The following is a 19,719-nucleotide window of genomic DNA, read 5'->3' as shown; positions in this document are numbered from 1 at the left end:
CGCATTATCGTGGCGCCCCCGTAACGCATTCCGGAGACCGAACCCATGCGCCTCGTCCTCGCCACGCTGCTCGCCGCGACCGCCATCGCCACGCCCATCGTGGCGCAGCAGATGCCCGGCTCGAAAAGCACCTCCGCGATCAGCGGCGGCACCTACACCGCCGATGCCAATCACACGCTGGTGAAGTGGGAGGTCAACCATTTTGGCTTCTCGCCGCTCTGGGGCCTGTTCGGCCAGGTGACCGGCACGCTCGTGCTCGATCCCAAGAACCCCGGCGCGTCCAAGGTCGACGTGACCATCCCGGTGTCCAAGATGACGACCGCCGTCCCCGGCTTCACCGCGCACCTGCTGCGCGACGGCAAGGATGGCGGCAAGCCCGACTTCTTCGGCTCCACCCCCGCCGACGCGCGTTTCGTCTCGACCAGCGTCGTCATCGACTCCGACGGTGACGAAGCCAAGGTGATGGGTAATTTGACGCTCAACGGCATCACCAAACCGGTAACCCTCGACGTCGATTTCTACGGCGCCGGCAAGGCGCCCGCGCAGATGGGCGGCAAGGAGAATGTCGGGTTCGAAGCCGAAGCCACGATCAAGCGCAGCGACTTCGGTCTCGGCTATGCCGTGCCGCTGGTCAGTGACGAGGTCGAACTGACCATCGCGGCCGCATTCCAGAAATAAACCGGCTTCAGGCCGCGCGCCGGATTTTCGCGAACCCTTCGAAGGTGGCGCGGATATTCGGCGACGCGGTCTCCAGCCGTTCCGAAATTTGTTCGATAAGCGCGTCGCCATCGATGCCGGGTGTGCGGTGCGACATCGCCCACTCACCGAACTCCCGGGCTTCGATCGCGCGACGCGACAGCACCACCACAGCGCGATGGCGGGAATCCGCGGCAATCCGGACAAAGGCGCGCTCCACCGCATCCGTTGGCCCTTCGAGTACCTGCAGGAACCGCCGACCGTCAGCATAGAGCAGCCCGGTGATCGCATCGCGCGCATTGTTATGGCGCGAAACGGTCAGGATCTTCGCGACATCGACGGGGGCGCAGCTCGCGGTGCTGCTGCTGATATACATGATCTGGAGCATTTCCGTCCTTCTCGATCCCCCCATTCCCTCATAGTGTTCAAAGGTTTATAGAATCATTCTGTCGAACGCGGCGGCGTTTGGATGAAAGCGCACTGGACATTTGTTGCGTGTTGACGATAAGCGACCCGCATAATGTTACTGCTCCGCAGCCTTTTCCTGCTTCGACTTATCCGCCCTTAGGGCGTGGATTCGCGCGGGCATGCCCGGCGCACACGGCCTAAGGGCAGAGCCGACCCCTCCCCGACCGCCATATACCCGAAGCGAGAAAACCCATGTTGCGCGACCCCAGCGTCAAATACCGCCCCTTTCCCCAGGTCGATCTGCCCGACCGCCAATGGCCTAGCCGTACGATCGCCAAGGCACCACGCTGGCTATCGACCGACCTGCGCGACGGGAACCAGGCACTGATCGATCCGATGGACGCGGAGAAGAAGTCCCGCTTCTTCGACCTTATCTGTCGCGTGGGGATCAAGGAAATCGAAGTCGGTTTCCCGAGTGCGGGTGCGACCGAATTCGACTTCATCTACGGCCTGGTCCGCGATGGTCGCATCCCCGACGACGTGACGGTCCAGGTCCTCACCCAGGCCCGCCGCGACCTGATCGAAACCAGCTTCGATAGCCTGCGCGGCGCGAAGCAGGCGATCGTCCATGTCTATAATGCGGTGAGCCCGGCATGGCGGCGCATCGTGTTCGGCATGGAGCGCAGCGAGGTCAAGGCGATCGCAACCGACGCCGCCCGCATGCTGCGCGACGGTGCGGCGGCCCAGCCGGATACCGAATGGCAGTTCGAATACTCGCCCGAAACCTTCTCCACCGCCGAACTCGATTTCTCGATCGAGGTCTGCGCGGCGGTGATGGAAGTCCTGCGCCCCACGCCCGAACACCCGCTAATCCTCAACCTGCCCGCAACGGTGGAGGCGGCGACGCCCAACATCTATGCCGACCAGATCGAATATTTCTGTCGGCACATCCCCGATCGCGACAGCGTCGTCATCTCGCTGCACACGCATAACGATCGCGGCACCGGCGTCGCGGCGGCGGAATTGGGGCTGATGGCGGGCGCCGACCGGGTCGAGGGCTGCCTGCTCGGCAATGGCGAGCGCACCGGCAATTGCGACCTCGTGACGGTGGCGATGAACATGTACACGCAAGGGGTCGATCCCGGCCTCGCCTTCGACGACATCGACGAGGTGGTGAAGACGGTCGAATATTGCACCAACATCCCGGTCCATCCGCGCACGCCGTACGCCGGCGACCTGGTGTTCACGGCCTTTTCGGGCAGCCATCAGGACGCGATCAAGAAAGGCTTTGCCGCGCAGGAAGCGCGCAACGACGATCTGTGGGAAGTCCCCTATCTCCCGATCGACCCCGCCGATCTCGGCCGCAGTTATGAAGCGGTCATCCGCGTAAATTCGCAGTCGGGCAAGGGTGGCGTCGCCTGGGTGCTGGAACAGGACAAGGGGCTCAAGCTGCCCAAGCGCCTCCAGGCCGATTTCAGCCGCCACGTCCAGCGCATGGCCGACGAAACCAGCCGCGAACTCAACGCGCAGGATATCTGGGCAACCTTCCAGAGCGCCTATCGGCTGACCGAGCCGCAGCGCTTCACGCTCGGCGCCTATGACGAAACCCGCGCCGCCAATGGCGAACGCATTTTCGCCGGGTCGATCGAAGTGGACGGCGTGACGCGATCGGTCAGCGGCCGCGGCAACGGCCTGATCTCCGGCGTCGTCGCGGCGATCCGCGAGGGCTTTGGCGTCGATCTCGACATCGCCGACTATGCCGAACACGCAATCGGCCATGGCTCGACCGCGCAGGCCGCAGCCTATGTCGAATGCCGCACCACCGACGACCAGACCGTGTGGGGCGTCGGCATCGACGAAGACGTCGCCACCGCCAGCGTCCGCGCCGTGCTCAGCGCCGCCAGCGCGATCGAAACTTGATGTGACGCACCCGGTTCTGTTCTCCTGCGAAAGCAGGGGTCCAGGGCCGCACCGGAACGCGCTTGCGTCCCTGTTCCCCTGCTTCCGCAGGGGAGCAAATCACCTTAGGACCCGCCCATGACCCGCTCCCCCCTTGCCCCCGCCGCCTTCCCTGCGCTCCCGCCCATCGCCGGCGTCACGCTCCGCGTTGCCCGCGCGCACTACAAGCAGTGGGACCGCTGCGACCTCACCTTCGTCACCCTGGACGAAGGGACCAGCGTCGCCGGGGTCACCACCACCAGCAAATGTCCCTCGCCCGAAGTCGAATGGTGCCGCGACGCGCTCCCGCTCGGCCGCGCCCGCGCGCTGGTGGTCAATGCCGGCAACAGCAACGCCTTCACCGGCAATCGCGGTCGCGCTGCCGTCGAGGCCATCGCCGCGCGGGTGGCGGGGCATCTGAACTGTCAGCCTTCGGACGTATTCGTCTCCTCCACCGGCGTGATCGGCGTCCCGCTTCCGATCGACAAGGCCGAAGCCGGTCTCGACGCAGCCTTCGCCGCAGCACCGTGCGGCTGGGAGGATGCCGCAAACACGATCGGCACCACCGACACCTTCGCCAAGGGTGCGTCGACCTCCGCGATAGTCGATGGTCGCGCGGTCAACCTCGTCGGCATCATCAAGGGCAGCGGCATGATCGCCCCCGACATGGCGACGATGCTCGGCTACATCTTCACCGACGCCGCCGTCGATCCGGCCTTTCTTCAGCGCGCCCTTTCCGACGCCAACCGCAAGAGCTTCTCTTGCATCACCGTCGACAGCGACACCTCGACCAGCGACACCGTCCTCGCCTTCGCCACCGGCGCGGCGAGCAATGCGCCGCTCACCGATGACGACAGCGACGGCGCCGACGCTTTCCGCGCCGCGCTCGCCGACCTGTGCCTCCAGCTCGCCCATCTCGTCGTCCGCGACGGCGAGGGCGCGTCCAAATTCATCCGCATCGATGTCGAAGGCGCCGAAAGCGACGCCAGCGCCCACCGCATCGCGCTCAGCATCGCCAATTCCCCGCTGGCAAAGACGGCCATCGCGGGTGAGGACGCCAATTGGGGCCGCATCGTCATGGCCGTCGGCAAGGCCGGCGAACCCGCCGACCGCGACAAGCTCGCGATCACCTTCGGCGGCGTGCAGGTCGCGTCAGGCGGCCTCGCGGTCGAGGGCTATGACGAAACCCCCGTCGCCACGCATCTCAAGGGCCAGGACATCGAAATCAGCGTCGATCTGGGCCTCGGCGAAGGCCGCGCCACGGTGTGGACCTGCGACCTGACCCACGGCTACATCTCGATCAACGCGGACTATCGCAGCTGAGGCTGGACTGCTATCGCCCCTCCCGCGCGGCTCATCGCGCGTCAGCGACAGGAGGCCATCATGGCACGCATCGACACCTTCGCCGACCTTCCCTGCTTTCGAGCGTAGCTCAAAGCGGCGGCGGGGTTATCCCTCCGAAACGCATGTGAAGCGCGGTCTGCGCTTCGTCCATGGTGACGTCGAACTGATCGAAAAACTCGGTCGGAATGATCCCTGCCCCTGCGGTTCGGGAATCAGATTTCAAGCGCTGCTGCATGCATTCGGGCCGCTTTCGACGGCGCGGAGCGGCATGACTATTGGCGCGATTAGGTAACAAACGGGGGCCGGGATCCCGGCCCCCGCAATCTCACACCACGCTCTCGATCCACGCCTTCAGCTTGGACTTGGTGTTGATGTCCTGAATGCCGACCTGCTGCGCGACCTTCTGCCCGTCCTTATAGACGAACAGCGTCGGGATGCCGCGAATGCCAAGGCTACCCGGCGTATCGGGATTTTCCTCGATATTCAGCTTGGTGATCGTGACCTTGTCGGCCAGCTCCTCGGCCAGCTCTTCCAGGCTCGGGCCGATGATCTTGCACGGGCCGCACCATTCCGCCCAGAAATCGACCAGCACGGGCTTGTCGGACTGCAGCACGTCGGTTGCAAAGCTCTCGTCGGTAACGGCCTTGGCCATGTCTCAAATCTCCTGTCTGTTGCCGCCAACCTAGGGTGGCGACCCGCGCGTCTCAAGCATCCAATGCCAAGCTTTGTTCGCTGCCTGCGAAGCCCGGCTTGTGCGCCGCGACCAGATCGGCCGGCAGTTCGAACAGCACCGGCCCCGCCGTGTAGAGCAGCCCAGCAACCACCTCCCGCCCCGGAAAGATCACCTCAAGCGCTGCGACATAGGCCGCCATCTGCCGCATATGATACGCCGGCACATCGCCAAGCGAGCCCGGCGCGCGCCGCCCGGTCTTGAAGTCCACCACCAGCACACGATCGTCGGTCACCAGCAGCCGGTCGGCAGTCCCCGACACGACATGCCCGCCGCCCACAACCGCCGCGACCGGCGCTTCGGCCAGCGCCTCCGGCCCGAACAGCTCGGCAAAGCGCGGATCGGCCAGCACCCCCAGCGCCGCGCGCGCCAGCTCCACCCGCTCACCCGCATCCTCAATGCCGCCAGCGCCCGCCAGCCAGCGTTCCGCAACCTCAGCGCGCCGCTCCGCCGCAACCACCGGCAGCCGCTCGAGCAACGCATGGATCAACCGCCCGCGCTCCGCCGCCGCGCGCAACGCCGCAGCCGGCGGCGGATCGGCCACCAGATCCTCGCCCAGCGAAGACGGCGCGAGCGGCCGCGGCGGCCGCGCCTCGACCGGAGCCGCACGCCGCGCCCAGTCCGGCACCGCCCCCGCCGCCTCGCCGACATCCGCAACCACCGCCTTGCGCGGCACCGCCCGCGTCGGCGCCAGCCCGGTAAAGCTCCGCTCCCCCTCGCCCGCGTCCACGCCCAGCGCGTCCAGCCCTGCCGCCGCCGCCGTGTACCAGCTCAACTCCGGCGGCTCGCCCTTCGCCTTCGGCCCCAGCGACCCCGCGATCACCAACCGCTCCTCCGCCCGCGTCGCCGCGACGTAGAACAACCGCCAATGCTCCTCCAACTCGCGCGCCTCGGCTGCGCTCACCGCCGCATCGACCGGCCCGCCGCGCTCGGCCTTGCCCGGGCGGAACACGGGAATCTTCTCCGGGAAATCATCCGGCTGCCACGCGACAAAATCCCCGCGATTGCCCGCCACCGGATCGGCAGTCGCATCGGCCAGGATCACCAGTGGCGCCTGCAAGCCCTTCGCCCCATGCGCGGTCATCACCCGCACCGCCGCCTGCGGTTGCGCCGCATCGCGCACGATCTCGACATCGCCCCGGTCGAACCAGTCGAGGAAGCGTTGCAGCGTCGGCGTCGCCACCCCCTCGAACCCCAGGGCCGCCGTTAGCAACTCCTCGATCGGATCGAGCGCCTCCGCCCCCAGCCGGTGGAGCAGCTTGCGCCGCCCGTCCATCGGCCCGGTCAGGATCGCCTCCAGAAACCGGTGCGGCGTCATGAAGTCGGCGCGCGCGAGCAACCCAAACAACGCCTCCAGCCGCTCCGCCGTCTGCGTCGCGCGCAAATGCCGCCACAGGCTCCCCCGCTCGCGCATCGCCGCGACCATCAGCTCATCCTGCGTCCACCCGATCAGCGGCGACACCAGCAGCGCCGCCAGCGACAGGTCATCGTCGGGCTGCAACGCAAACCGCACCGCCGCCAGCAGATCCTGCACCGCCAGCGGCGCATTCAGCCGCAGCCGGTCGACCCCCGCCACCGGCACTCCTTCGGCATAAAGCCGCGCGACGATGAGGCCCGCCAGCTCACCGCGCCGCCGCACCAGGATCATCACATCCTCGGGCCGCAGCACCCGCCCCTTGCTCTCCAGCACCAGCGTGCCGATCCACGCCCGGATCTGCCGCGCGATCCGGTTGGCCAGCTCGCGCGTCGCATCATCGATCCAGCCTTCCTCATCCTCCGGGTCGCCGCCCGTCACCACCGGCGGCCACAGCGTCACCGTCCCCGGCCCCTCGACCCGGCTGGCATGCGGCTCGGGCTCGGCAAACTCCCCCATCCCCGGCGGCGGCAGCGCCCCAATCGCGGCATCGACAAACTCCAGCACCGGCGCGGTCGAGCGGAAGCTGTGCACCAGCGACAGCGTATCCAGCGCCCCCGCCGCGCGCGTATCGAAATGCGTCTGGGCCGCGCGGAAATTGACCGGGTCGGTCCCCTGAAAGCCAAAGATCGCCTGCTTGTAATCGCCCACCGCAAAGATCGTGCGCACCTCCTCACCATGCGCACCCTCGCCGGCAAAGAACTCGTCGGCCAGCGCACGCACAATCCGCCACTGCGCGACATTGGTGTCCTGCGCCTCGTCGATCAGGACATGGCTGGTCGCCTGATCCAGCTTGTACCGGATCCAGTCGCCCATCCCCGGCTGTTCGAGCAGCGCCACCGCCTTGCCGATCAGATCGTCGAAATCGACCGCCCCCGCGCGCCGCTTCGCCGCGGTATAGGTCGCGGCATAGTCACGCCCGGCCGCCAGGCCCTGCGCCAGGCAATCGACATAGCCCGCCCGCGCCACCATCCCCTGAACGGCAACACACGCCTCACCCAGCGCGATCAGCAGCTCTTCATAGCCCGGGTCGATCGCCGCCAGCTTGGCCGAAACCTTGCGCGGCTCATCCTTGCCGGTCAGCGCGAGTTTGCGCAGTTCACTCAGCGCCGCGACACGCGCCACCGGGTCCGCCGCCAGCCACGCCCGCGCCACCCCGGCGTCGCGCGTCCCCGTCGCGGTCCCCCAGGCGTCATTGGCATCGGCAATCCGCGCCAGCCCGTCCACGTCGAACGCGTCGTCGCTGCACCACTCCGCCGCTGCCTCGGCAACATCGCCCGACGGCAGCCCGAAAGCGCGCCGCAACCATGGCTGGATCCCGCTCGGCAGCGCCGCCATCGCCTCGGGCGCACGGGCACAAGCACTCAGAAACGCCTCGGCCTTGCCCTCGCCCAGCCGCAGGCTCAGCGCCCCGACCGCGTCGATCACCCACCCGCGCCCCTCGCGCTCGGCGGTCAACAGCATCTCCGCCAGCGCCTCGCGCGCCAGCGCCGCTTCCTCGCGCGCCTCCAGCGGCCGGAACCCCGGCGTCAGCCCCGCCTCGACCGGGAACGCCGACAGCAAGGTCTGGCAAAAGCTGTGGATCGTCTGGATGCGCAGGCCCCCGCCCGGCGCATCCAGCACTTTGGCAAACAGCGTCCGCGCCAGCGCAATCTGCGCATCATCGGCCGGCTCGCCCAGCGCCTCGAGATCGGCAAACAGCTCGGTCCGCTTCGCCCGCACCCACCAGGCGAGCCGCCCGCTGACCCGCGCCGCCATCTCCGCCGCGCCGGCCTTGGTAAAGGTCAGGCACAATATCGCGCCGGGATCGACCCCGCGCAGCAACAGGCGAAACACCCGCGCCGCCAGCACCTGCGTCTTCCCCGTCCCCGCGCTGGCCGAAAGCCACACGCTCGCCTCGGGCTGCGACGCCGCGCCCTGACTCCCGGCGAGCGGCGGGAGTGCGGAGATGTTAGCGCCGCTCACGGCCATACCATTCGTCCCGGCGCATCAACTGGTCATAGTCGGAATAGGGTGCATATTCGGGCTTAAGCTTAGCCGTAAACGGCGCACGCCCCGTCAAGAACTCGCCTACAGTCTTCGTAAAGTTGTCGAGCGCCGTCGGCACGAATTCCTCCGGCTTCATCCGCCCATATTTCTCCGCCGGATCGACCGGTGTCGCGACGTAGCCGAACTCGCCATTCTTGCGCGCCAGCGACCAATATTCGAAACAGCTCGCCCGCCCCGAAATCCCTGCAAACCCGCCGCGCTCCGCGATCAGACCCAGCAGGCCCAGCTGCAAACTATATCCCGCGCGCACCGCCTTCGTACTCGGCGGCTGGCCGGTCTTGTAATCGACAATGCCGATCGTCCCGTCGCCCATCGCGTCGATCCGGTCGAACTTGCCGGTCAGCCGCACCCCGGCAATGTCGATCCCGCCCTCCTGCTCCACCGCCAGGATGCGCCGCGCCGGATGCGCCGCCGTCTCACGCACGATCCAGCGCACCGCCTCGATCAGGCGCGGTTGCCACAGCGCCCGCATCATCGGGTGCGCCGCGCGCAGCATCTCCAGCACGCGTGGCTCCAGCGCATCGGGATCACAGCCATCGTGGCGCGCCCATTGCTCCAGCGCGTCATGCACCGCCGTCCCGCGCCACGCCGCGCTCGGATCGGCATCGACGGGATCGAGCGGGCGCAGCCGCAACATGCGCTTGGCGTAAAAGGCATAGGGGTCGGCCTTCAGCCGGTCGACGTCTGTAACCGGAATTGATCGCGGCCGGATCGCCACCGGCGGGCACGGCTCGGGCCGAGTCACCGGCTCATGCACCCCGGGCACATCGATCGCGCGCGCCCATGCCTCCAGCTCGGTCGCGCGCTCCAGCCCGCCCGACAGCGCTTCCAGCCGCAACCAGAAGCGCGACGCAATGGTCGGCGCCCCCGCGTCGCGCTTCGCCCGCGTCAACAACACCTCGCGCGCACCCAGCCCCTGCGCCAGATCATGCGCCGCAAGGCCAATCCGCCGCTCCAGCCCCGGCAAGCCAAGCTCGCTGCGAATGCGCGGCGCCAGCCACGGATCCGGCGCGGGCAGCCCCGGCCACACGCCTTCGTTCAACCCGCCCAGCACCAGCAGGTCGGCGGCATGCAACCGCGCCTCGATCACGCCCAATATGGCCAGGCGCGGATGCCCGCCCTGGGGCGGCCGGACCGCCACCTCATCCATCAAAGTCCGCAGCAATGCGGGCAGGCTTGCCGCGGCGATCAGCGCCGGACCATGCACCGCTTCCCGCTCCAGATCGTCGAGCAACGCCGCCGCCGCGCGCCCATCGACGCCCGCCCAGATGCGCTCCCCGCACAGCCGCTCGGCAGCTTCGCGCAATTGCGCCAGCAATGTCGCGGGCGGCACCGTCTCCGCCGCAAACGCCGCCTCGATCGGCTCCAGCAGCGCCGCAATCTCCGCCCATGGCCCGATCGCCCGCGCTCGCGTCCGCGCATCGTAGCCCTCGGGATCGACCAGATGCGCCGCCACCCCGGCCAGCCCGGCAGGCGGTCGCGGCCCGCGCAACGCCAGATCGAGGACACGCACCTGTTCCAGCCACCCGATCCGCTCGTCGCCCGCGCGCACTAGCGGATGCTTGAGCAGCGCCAGCAACGCCATCGGCGCGAACCCCTGCGCCGCCGCCTCGGCCAGCGCGAGCAACAGCGTCCCCGGCGGCAGGATCGACAGCGCCGCACCGGCGGAATCGTCGATCGCAATGCCCCAGCGCGAGCAATGTGCCGCAACCCGCTTGGCCAGCGCCCGGTCCGGCGTCACCAGCGCCGCGGTCCGCCCCGGCTCCTCCAGCGCCTGCCTTAACGCCAGCGCAATCCCCTGCGCTTCCTCCGCCGGGGTCGCGACTTCCAGCGCGCGCACCCCCGCCAGCCGCCGCTCACCCGCGGGCAGGTCGCTCCACAACGTCGTGCGCTCGGCCGGCATCATCGCGCTCGCAATCGCCTTGCTGCGCGCGGGTGGTGCGTCCAGTTCGGTCGCGACGCGCCAGTTCTCGAACTCGCCGCGCTGCACGCCCATGCGGTCGATCAGCAGCTTCAAATGGAACTGCGGATGCGTGTCCAGGCTGCGCCTGCGTCGTCCGCTCGCCGGATCGACCGGGAACGGCCCCAGCATCGCCCATTCCTCATCCGCCATCGCCAGATCGAGACCCGGCAACACCACCTGCCCCTGCGGCAGTTCCGCGACGACGCGCAGCAGCCGCGCAATCGCGGGCGCGCTGGTCGTGATCCCCGCCGCACAGACAAAACGCTCGGGCGGTTCCGCCCGCCACCGCGCCGCAACCCGGTCGAGCAAGAGATTACGCCGCTCGGCCAGATCGATCCGGCCAAGCTTCTCAAGCTCTTGCGGCCACTTCTCCAAAATGATCTCGAACAGATCGAGCGCACGCTGCCAGTGCACCGTCAGGTGATCGAGCAGCACCACGTCGCGCAGCGCGCTCGGCGCGATCTCCTCGACCAGCATCTGGTCGAGCGTCCGTCCCAGATCGCCCGCCAGCCGCACCGCCTCCGCCACATCGACGCTGCGGTCATGCGTCTCGATCAACCGCGCCAGGATCATCCGCCGCTGCAACGGATCGACCGCGGGCGGGATTGGCGCGTCATCATCGGCGGGATCGAGGAACGGCCCCGCCGCCTCGTCCAGCTCGGGATCGCCGATCGCCACCATGCGCGGCAACAGCAACCCGCCCCCGCTCGCGCGCACGAACGCATCGGTGATCGTCCGCTTCGCGCGATTGGTCGGCACCAGCACCACCCCGCGCGCCAACCGCAACGGATCGCCGCCATGCCGCCGGATCAACCCTTGCGCGAGCGCATCGGCAAAGGCCCGATGTGGCGGGATGGTGAAGATGTTGAGGCGGGTGGTCATGGAAGCGCCGACCGTAGCGCAGAGTACCGCTTAGGCAAGCGCCCCCTCTTTCGTCACCCGGGACTTGTTCCGGGACTCACCGCGCCGCTACGGTTCACCCATCCGCCAGCACCGCCTCGGTCGCCGCGATCGCCGGCGGCGATCCGACGTCGAACCACAGGCCCTGGTGCACCACGCCCCACGCGCGGCCCGCTTCCATCGCGCGCTGCCAGAACAGGTTGGTCGAGAACGGTCCCTCCGGCCAGTCGCGGATCACCCGCGGCGACAGAATCTGGACCCCGGTATAGACGAACGGAGCCAGCCGTCCCGGCTTGCGCCGTCCGACGATCTTGCCGAACGGGTCGATGTGAAAGTCGCCCTGCCCGCCATGGCAATGCGCGCGCGCGAGCGGGACGAGCAGCAGCAGCGCGTCCATCTTGTCGTCATCCCATGCCGCCGCCAGCTGTCGGATCGCGTCGATCGGGCCGTCGATCCACAGATTGTCGCTGTTGACGCAGACAAAGGGGTCGTCACCCAGCATCTCGCGCGCCTGCACCAGCCCACCGCCGGTTTCCATCAACTGCGTGCGCTCGTCGGAGACCAGCACCTCGATATCCTTCACGCGGTGCGTGACATGCGCCTCCAGCGCATCGGCGAGGTAATGGACATTGACCACCGCCCGCTCCACGCCAGCGCTGCGCAGCCGGTCGAACACATGGTCGATCAGCGGCTTGCCCGCCACCTCGACCAGCGGCTTGGGCCGCGTCGCGGTCAGCGGGCGCATGCGTTTGCCGAGCCCCGCCGCCATCACCATCGCGGTGCGCGGCACGGCACCGGCCGGGACCGGCCGGATCGCCAGCGTCTTCTTCGTGCTCACGCCTGCACCACCACCATCGGATCGCCGCGCAGATGCGCCGGAATATTGGCATCGAACCAGGCCGCCACGGGGGCGAGCGCCGGGTGCTTGAGATCACGCTCGAGATACCCCCATACGCGCGGGCACAGGCCGGGATAGCGCGGCTTGCCATCGCGCTGCCACAAGCGGGTGAAGATGCCGATGATCTTCGCGTTCCGCTGCGCGCCCAGCACATGATAGGCATCGACGAAGCGGTCGTCCGCCCCCGTAATCCGGCGATAGCGGTCGAGCATCGCGGCCTCCAGATCGGGATGCACGTCGCGCCGCGCATCCTGCAGCAACGATACCAGGTCATAGGCCGGATGTCCGGCCAGCGCGTCCTGGAAATCGAGCAGGCCGAGCGTCTCGCTCCCGTCGATCAGCATCAAATTCTCGGCATGATAATCGCGCAGCACCGTCACCCGCTGCCCGTCCAGCGTCGGCGCGAGCACCGCGTCCCATGCCGCGCGATAGCCCGCGACATCCGCCTCGACCCCGATCGCCGGGCAATACCAGTCGGTCAGTAACGCTGCCTCGCGCTGGCAGGTGTCGGCGTCATAGGGGTCAAGGTCCGCCGCCGCATGCCCGCGCAGGCGAATCAGCACGTCGATCGCCGCCTCGTACAGCCGCAACTCGCTCTCCGGCGCCGCATCGGCGGTCTCGCGCAGCCGTGCATCGCCGAAATCCTCGATCAGGACGAGCCCGACATCCAGATCCTCGCCATAGATCTGCGGCGCCGCGAACCCGCGATCGGTGAGCCAGCGGGCGATCGCGATGAACGGACGCGGGTCCTCATGCGGCGGCGGCGCGTCCATCAGGATCGCGCTGCGCCCCGGGGCCTGCACGCGGAAATAGCGGCGGAACGAAGCATCCCCCGCCAGCGGCAGGATCTCCCCGTCCCCCCACCCGATCTCGTCGAGGAAGAAGGGGGCCCGCTCGGGCGGGTTCATGTCGGGCGGCGGCGTTACGCCAGAGCTCACAGGGGCCATCGGTCCTTCCATGCCGCCGGGACCCGCGCTGTCAAGGCGCGGGAGCCGTCGGATTCGATCGTCAGTGTCAGCCACAGGGCATCCGCCCAATGGTCGTTCGGCAGCCGCTCGGGCCATTCGACCAGCAACAGCGAATCCTGCCGCACATCGTCCAGCCCCAGCTCGTCGGCCTCGGCGGGATCGTCGATGCGGTACAGGTCGATATGCAGCACCGGAAACGCCACTTCGGGCGGGTCATAGGGCTGGACGATGGCGAAACTCGGCGACGGTGCCTCGCCCTCCAGCCCCAGTTCCGCGAGCAGTCCGCGCGCGATACTGGTCTTGCCCGCGCCCAGCGGCCCGGACAGGGCGATCACGTCCCCGGGGCGCGCCCGCGCGGCCAGCGCGCGACCGAACGCCTCGGTCGCTTCGGCATCGGCCAGTGCGATCATCCGCGCGGCAGTTCCGCGATCACCATCGTCCCCTGCCCCGGCTCGGACATCAGCTGGATGGTGCCGCGATGCGCCTCGACGAACTGTCTGGCGAGCGGCAGGCCAAGGTGCAGCGCACGCTCACCGTTGCGGCTGATCCCCGCCTGCGCGAACCGGTCGAACGCCTTGGCCGCGACCTCCTGGGCCATCCCCGGCCCGTCGTCGGACACGACGATCCTTGCGCCCGCGTCGCTCCCGTCGATGTGCAGCAATACGCGGCCGCCCTCGCCGGTCGCGCCGATCGCGTGGCGCAGCAGATGTTCGATCGTCTGACGAATACGGCGCCCATCGCCCTGGATCGTCCCGGCGCTGCCCTGAATCTCAACCGCCAGCTCGATCTTTTTGCCCTTCGCACTCGGCCCGACATTCTCGACCGCAACCCCGGCAACCAGCTCCAGATCGACCGTCTCGCGGGCCAGCGCGCCGCCGTCGCGGGTCAGGTCGAGGACATCGTCGACCAGATCGCTCAGCCGCCCCACCGACTCCAGGATCGCGCCCGAATAATCGACCGCGCTCTCGGGGAGCGGCCCGCCATAGCCATTGTACAGCATCTCCGCGAAGCCTTTGATCGACGTCAGCGGGGTACGCAGCTCGTAGCTCATATTGGCGACGAAGGCGGTCTTGATCCGGTCCGCGGCTTCCAGCGCGTCGTTGCGCTCGCGCAGCGCATTCTCGATCCGCCGCCGGTCGGAGATGTCGAGCATCGTGAACAGCGCATTGCCATCGGGCAGCGGCACCGCCGCCACCTCGAAATGTCGTCCGTCCGCAAATTCGATCGATCCGCCGCGCTGCTGCCGCTCGACCGTGGCGGCGCGGACCAGATCGCCGATCAGCGAGACGCGACCCGGCTTCGCCAGCCGCGACGCAGCCTCGCTCGCCAGCGCATCGACGCGCGGATGGCTGGTGATGAACGCTTCTTCGAACCCCCATGCCTGGCGGAACCGGCTGTTCCACAGCTGCAGGCGTCCGTCGGCGGAAAAGACGCCCAGCGCCTCGAACAGATTGTCGAACGTCGCCGTACGCACACGCAACAGCGTGTCGCGCGCACTGGCGAGCTGGACCTGCTCGGTCAGGTCCTCGAAAATCGTGAGCAATCCGCCCTCGGGCAGCGGCTGCGCGACCACGCGCAGGTGCGTGCCGCCGGGCAGCGTCCAATTCTCCTCATGCGCGCTTTCGGCCGCGACGAACCACTCGCGCCGCTCGTTCTTCCACCCCGGAAAATCGCGCACCACCGGCAACCGGTTCGCCTCGCGCATCCGCTCCAGGATGCGGTCGAATTCGGGCCGGTCGGCCAGCCATTCGTTCTTGAGTTCGAAGATGCGGCGGAACGGCTGGTTGCAGAAGACGAGCGACCGATCGCTTCCGAACTGAGCGACCCCCGCCGACAGGCGATCGAACATCGCGCGCTGCGCCTCGCCGGCGCGCTTGATACCGCTGCGCGCCTGCTCCAGTTCCTCGACATCGACGGCGAAGCCCGCGACCCCGCCGGTCGGCAGCGGCACGTCATGGATGTGCAGCGTGCGTCGCTTGCCCCCGATCGTCGCGGGCAGCTTCACCATCTGCGGCGTCCCCGCCTCGCGCGCATTTGCGGCGCTGGCGAGCGGTCCGCCCGGCGCGGACGCATCGACCAGCTCCAGGCCAGAGGCGACGACATGTTCGGCATTGCTGCCGTCCACCGCCTCGACATAGGCGTTGTTGACCATCGCGATGCGCAATTCGGGATCGCGGTACCACATCGGCATCGGCGCCGACTGGATCAGCCCGGTCAATGCGTCGAACGCCTCGCGATAGCGATCCGCCTCATTGGCGAAGCGGGCGACTTCCTCGCTGGATTCGGTCGCATCGAAGAACCAGATGACCGCGCCGCCGGGCGCGCGCACCGCATCGGGCGCGCGTTCGCCGATCGCGAGGAGCGTGCGATTGGCACCGCGCACCGGCAGCGCCATGCGAAACGGCTTTCCCGCCTTCTGCGCCGCGATCACCTCGCGCTCCAGCATCTCGGCCTCGTCGCGACCCAGCACGGCTTCATTGTCGACCAGATCGCCGAATTGCACAGGGACCTCGTCAAAGCCGAGCAGGTTGGCGAGCGGGAGCGAGAGTTCGATCCGCCCGTCGGCGCGCACGATCATCGCCAGCGCGGGCGCGCCCGACGCCAGCGCCTGAAGCCGGGCATTCGCCTCGACCAGCCGCTCGGCGCGCCCGCGCGCGCGCAAGCCCACCCACAACATGCCCGCGCCCGCCGCGATCAACAGCGCGAGCGCGGCACCCGCGAGCACGGCCGCGGATTCAGAAATCTCGATCAACGCGACGCGCCCTTCATCCGCCTGCTCTTACGAACTGCCGGATCGTCCGGCAACGGCGCTGCGCGACTCAAAGGCGCTACCGACACGAAAAGGGGCGCGCCCGTCGCCGGACACGCCCCCTGTCGTTCGCGCGATCGCAGGATCAGTAGCGATAGTGATCCGGCTTGAACGGCCCTTCGACCGGCACGCCGATATAATCGGCCTGCTTCTGGGTCAGCTTGGACAGCTTGACGCCCAGCTTGTCGAGGTGGAGCGCCGCAACCTTCTCGTCGAGATGCTTGGGAAGGACGTACACGTCGTTCTTGTACTTGTCCGCACCGGTCCACAGCTCGATCTGCGCCAGCACCTGGTTGGTGAAGCTCGAGCTCATCACGAACGACGGGTGGCCGGTCGCATTGCCGAGGTTCACCAGGCGGCCCTTCGACAGCACGATGATCTTCTTGCCGTCGGGGAACTCGACCTCGTCGACCTGCGGCTTGATCTCGGTCCACTTCATGTTGTTGAGGCCGGCGATCTCGATCTCGCTGTCGAAGTGACCGATGTTCGACACGATCGCCATGTTCTTCATCGCGCGCATGTGGTCGACGGTCAGCACGCCTTCGTTGCCGGTCGCGGTCACGAAGATATCGGCGCGGGTCGCCGCCTCTTCCATCGTCACGACCTCATAGCCTTCCATCGCCGCCTGCAGCGCGCAGATCGGATCGATTTCGGTTACCAGCACGCGCGCGCCGCCATTGCGCAGCGACGCCGCCGAACCCTTGCCGACATCGCCAAAGCCCGCGACGCAGGCGACCTTGCCCGCCAGCATCACGTCGGTGGCGCGACGGATCGCGTCGACCAGCGATTCCTTGCAGCCATAGAGGTTGTCGAACTTCGACTTGGTGACGCTGTCGTTGACGTTGATCGCAGGGAAGGGAAGCTTGCCCTTCTTCGACAGCTCGTACAGGCGGTGCACGCCGGTGGTGGTCTCTTCCGACACGCCCTTGATGTTCTGGACGCTCTTGGTGAGGTAACCCGGACGCTCGGCCAGGAAGCGCTTGAGCGTCGCGACGAAGATTTCCTCTTCCTCGTTCGACGGGGTGAACAGCTCTTCACCCGCCTCGACGCGCGCGCCCCACAGCGCGAACATGGTCGCGTCGCCACCATCGTCGAGGATCATGTTGGCGGTCTGGTCCGGATTCTCCGGCGTGCTCCAGTCGAAGATGCGGATCACATAATCCCAATATTCCTCCAGCGTCTCGCCCTTCACGGCGAAGACGGGAATGCCGGCCTGCGCGATCGCGGCGGCGGCATGGTCCTGGGTCGAATAGATGTTGCACGTCGCCCAGCGCAGCTCGGCGCCGAGTTCCTTCAGCGTCTCGATCAGCACCGCGGTCTGAATCGTCATGTGCAGCGATCCGGTGATGCGCGCGCCCTTGAGCGGCTTGCTCGCGCCGAACTCCTCGCGCAGCGCCATCAGGCCCGGCATCTCGGTCTCGGCGATCTCGATTTCCTTGCGGCCGAATGCGGCGAGGCTGAGGTCCTTGATGACGTAATCGGTCTTGTCGAGCACGGTGGCCACGATCTTTCTCCGGCTTGTGAACTGAATCGCCGCGATAGCCACGGCTCTGCCGCGCCCCTAGCGGATCGTCGGGCGAAGCGCAAACGAAACATAAAGATATCTTTATATGATGCCCTTCACCCAGCCCGTCAGACGCGCGACAAAATGATCGCGCGGATCTCGGTGCGGATGCGGAACCCCATCGCCGCATAGAGCGCGATTGTTGCCGTGTGGCTGGCATAGCAATGCAGGAACGGGACCGATCCGCGCGCCAGAATCGCCCCGGCGACCTCGCGGGTCAGGTGCCGCGCCAGTCCCCTGCCCCGCCAGTCGGGATGGGTGCAGACCGCACTGACCTCGATATAGCCGGGCATCCGCATGCGCTCGCCCGCCATCGCGACCAGCCTGCCGCCCTCGCGGACGCCGACGAAGCCGCCCAGCCGGTGCGTCTGGCGCGCATAGGGGCCCGGCTCGGTCAGGGTGGCCAGTGCGAACATCTCTGCGGCGTCGGCTTCCCCCAACGCCGTGATCGGGGGCGGTTTGCGCAACGCGGGCGTCAGCTGGTCCAGCACCATCTGCACCGCCAGCCCTTCCTTCACCACGCGCGTGCCGGGCGGCGTCGGTACCGGATCCCGCTCGACAAGCCACAATTCACCCTGGTCCGGCACCAGCGCGGCAAGCGCGTCCAGGCTCTCCGGCGACTGGTCCCGCGCCGCACCGAATACGCCGATGTCAGGCGCAATCCGCAGCGCGCGCGCATCTCCCTCGGCAATCTCTGCCCAGCCACTGCCAAGCGCGGACCAGACGGGGCGATCGAGCGGGTGCGTCATCCGAGCGTCCATGCTCCGCTCGGCGCGCATTGTCAGCCCGACAATTGCGTCAGCCGCGGATCAAGCGGTGCCGCCCCCGCTCGCCAGCATCCGCGGATCGATCCCCGCGGTCGCGAAACTCTGCTCCCAGCGCCGCTCCGGCTCGGTCCCATAGAGCAAGGCGGCATCCCCCGGCACGTTGAACCAGCCGTGCCGCGTCATCTCCGCGTCCAATTGCCCCTCGCCCCAGCCGGCATAGCCCAGCGCCACCAGCCAGCAGGTCGGGCCCGACCCGTCGGCAATCGCGCGCAGCACGTCCACCGTGCCCGACAGGGCCCAGCGCCCCGCCACATCGATCGTGTCCTGCCCGCTCCAGTCGGTCGAATGCACGACAAACCCCCGGCGCGGCTCCACTGGTCCTCCGAAATGCACCGGCGCATCGGGCGCGGCACCCGGCTCGATCTCGAACTGGCTCAGCAGTTCGTGCAGCCCCAGCCCATCGATCCTGTGGCCGATGCCGATTCCCAACGCCCCCTCGGCATCATGCGCGCACATCGCGATCGCCGCGCGCTCGAACCTCGGATCGCCGATGCCGGGCAGAGCGAGGAGGATCTGCCCGGTCAGGTACGCACTTTCTTCCATGACTGCGGACCATATCGCCCCGGGCAACGCAGCGCCACGCTTGAAAATCGCCGCGCATGTGCCACTTGAGCGGCAAGCCGCAGTCCCGCGGAGCGACAGGAGACCAGCATGACCATCCAGATCGGTGATCGCATTCCCAGCACGACCTTCGTCAAGGCGACCGAGAGCGGCCCGGAACAGGTCAGCTCGGACGACTATTTCGCAGGCCGCAAGGTCGCGCTCTTCTCGGTCCCCGGCGCGTTCACGCCGACCTGTTCGGCGCGTCACCTGCCCGGCTATGTCGAAAAGGCTGAAGACCTCAAGGCAAAGGGCGTGGACGAGATCGCCTGCACCGCCGTCAATGATGCGTTCGTGATGGACGCCTGGGCAAAGAGCGCGGACGCGAAGGACGTGACGATGCTGTCCGATGGCAACGGCGCCTTCGCCAAGGCGGTCGGTCTCGAAATGGATGGCAGCAAGTTCGGCATGGGCACGCGCGGCCAGCGCTATTCGATGCTTGTCAACGACGGCGTGGTCGAACAGCTGCACGTCGAGGCCCCGGGCGAATTCAAGGTAAGCTCGGCCGAACATCTGCTCGAGAGCCTCTGACCGTTTCGGTCGCGCGCCGGTTTGCCGTTGACGGTGGAACCGGCGCGCGGCGAAGCTGTTGTCATGGAGGAAGGGAGACC

General features: G+C 67.9%; 16 protein-coding genes. 5 read left to right on the top strand and 11 right to left on the bottom strand.

The window, feature by feature from the left end; all coding sequences use genetic code 11:
• Positions 1-45 precede the first annotated feature (45 nt).
• Positions 46-678, top strand: a complete 633-nt coding sequence (locus ABS767_RS16800; protein WP_408080456.1) for a YceI family protein — start codon at positions 46-48, stop codon at positions 676-678.
• Positions 679-685: 7 nt separating this feature from the next.
• Here the strand turns inward: ABS767_RS16800 and ABS767_RS16795 are convergent, their stop codons facing one another.
• A complete protein-coding gene (locus ABS767_RS16795) occupies positions 686-1,084 on the bottom strand; it encodes a BLUF domain-containing protein (protein WP_408080454.1) in 399 nt (132 codons plus the stop codon).
• Between the two features lie 272 nt (positions 1,085-1,356).
• Between ABS767_RS16795 and leuA the strand changes: the two genes are divergently transcribed.
• The 3 genes from leuA (at position 1,357) to ABS767_RS16780 (ending at position 4,678) form a co-directional block, all read left to right on the top strand.
• Complete coding sequence (leuA, locus tag ABS767_RS16790; protein ID WP_408080452.1) at positions 1,357-3,024, top strand: 2-isopropylmalate synthase; 1,668 nt, start codon at positions 1,357-1,359, stop codon at positions 3,022-3,024.
• A 117-nt stretch (positions 3,025-3,141) separates the two neighbouring features.
• Complete coding sequence (gene argJ, locus ABS767_RS16785) at positions 3,142-4,365, top strand: bifunctional glutamate N-acetyltransferase/amino-acid acetyltransferase ArgJ (RefSeq protein ID WP_408080450.1); 1,224 nt, start codon at positions 3,142-3,144, stop codon at positions 4,363-4,365.
• Positions 4,366-4,510: 145 nt separating this feature from the next.
• Positions 4,511-4,678, top strand: a complete 168-nt coding sequence (locus ABS767_RS16780) for a YecA family protein (RefSeq protein WP_408080448.1) — start codon at positions 4,511-4,513, stop codon at positions 4,676-4,678.
• Between the two features lie 33 nt (positions 4,679-4,711).
• Here the strand turns inward: ABS767_RS16780 and trxA are convergent, their stop codons facing one another.
• From trxA to ABS767_RS16730, 10 genes are all read right to left on the bottom strand, one after another.
• On the bottom strand, positions 4,712-5,038 hold the full coding sequence (trxA, locus tag ABS767_RS16775; RefSeq protein ID WP_408080446.1) for a thioredoxin: 327 nt from the start codon (positions 5,036-5,038) through the stop codon (positions 4,712-4,714).
• Between the two features lie 52 nt (positions 5,039-5,090).
• Positions 5,091-8,501, bottom strand: a complete 3,411-nt coding sequence (gene addA, locus ABS767_RS16770; protein ID WP_408080444.1) for a double-strand break repair helicase AddA — start codon at positions 8,499-8,501, stop codon at positions 5,091-5,093.
• A complete protein-coding gene (addB, locus tag ABS767_RS16765; RefSeq protein WP_408080442.1) occupies positions 8,482-11,424 on the bottom strand; it encodes a double-strand break repair protein AddB in 2,943 nt (980 codons plus the stop codon). The genes addA and addB overlap by 20 nt, the downstream gene beginning before the upstream one ends.
• Positions 11,425-11,518: 94 nt before the next feature.
• On the bottom strand, positions 11,519-12,217 hold the full coding sequence (locus ABS767_RS16760) for a nucleotidyltransferase family protein (RefSeq protein ID WP_408080756.1): 699 nt from the start codon (positions 12,215-12,217) through the stop codon (positions 11,519-11,521).
• 59 nt (positions 12,218-12,276) lie between these two features.
• On the bottom strand, positions 12,277-13,248 hold the full coding sequence (locus ABS767_RS16755; RefSeq protein WP_408080755.1) for an aminoglycoside phosphotransferase family protein: 972 nt from the start codon (positions 13,246-13,248) through the stop codon (positions 12,277-12,279).
• Between the two features lie 26 nt (positions 13,249-13,274).
• Positions 13,275-13,718 (bottom strand): tRNA (adenosine(37)-N6)-threonylcarbamoyltransferase complex ATPase subunit type 1 TsaE, encoded by a 444-nt coding sequence (gene tsaE, locus ABS767_RS16750; protein WP_408080440.1) that lies wholly within the window; start codon positions 13,716-13,718, stop codon positions 13,275-13,277.
• Positions 13,715-16,060 carry a PAS domain-containing sensor histidine kinase gene (locus tag ABS767_RS16745; protein ID WP_408080438.1) on the bottom strand — a complete coding sequence of 782 codons (2,346 nt, stop codon included), beginning with the start codon at positions 16,058-16,060 and terminating at the stop codon, positions 13,715-13,717. The genes tsaE and ABS767_RS16745 overlap by 4 nt, the downstream gene beginning before the upstream one ends.
• A gap of 142 nt (positions 16,061-16,202) precedes the next feature.
• Positions 16,203-17,621, bottom strand: a complete 1,419-nt coding sequence (ahcY, locus tag ABS767_RS16740) for an adenosylhomocysteinase (RefSeq protein ID WP_408080436.1) — start codon at positions 17,619-17,621, stop codon at positions 16,203-16,205.
• A 128-nt stretch (positions 17,622-17,749) separates the two neighbouring features.
• Complete coding sequence (locus ABS767_RS16735; protein WP_408080434.1) at positions 17,750-18,430, bottom strand: GNAT family N-acetyltransferase; 681 nt, start codon at positions 18,428-18,430, stop codon at positions 17,750-17,752.
• A 60-nt stretch (positions 18,431-18,490) separates the two neighbouring features.
• Complete coding sequence (locus ABS767_RS16730) at positions 18,491-19,051, bottom strand: YqgE/AlgH family protein (RefSeq protein ID WP_408080432.1); 561 nt, start codon at positions 19,049-19,051, stop codon at positions 18,491-18,493.
• A gap of 108 nt (positions 19,052-19,159) precedes the next feature.
• Between ABS767_RS16730 and ABS767_RS16725 the strand changes: the two genes are divergently transcribed.
• Entirely contained in the window at positions 19,160-19,639 is a 480-nt protein-coding gene (locus tag ABS767_RS16725; protein WP_408080430.1) for a peroxiredoxin, read from the top strand.
• Positions 19,640-19,719 lie beyond the last annotated feature (80 nt).

This window comes from Sphingomonas plantiphila, from assembly GCF_046000505.1.
GTDB classification, from domain to species: domain Bacteria; phylum Pseudomonadota; class Alphaproteobacteria; order Sphingomonadales; family Sphingomonadaceae; genus Sphingomonas; species Sphingomonas plantiphila.
This window is presented reverse-complemented; position numbering and strand designations above follow the sequence as displayed.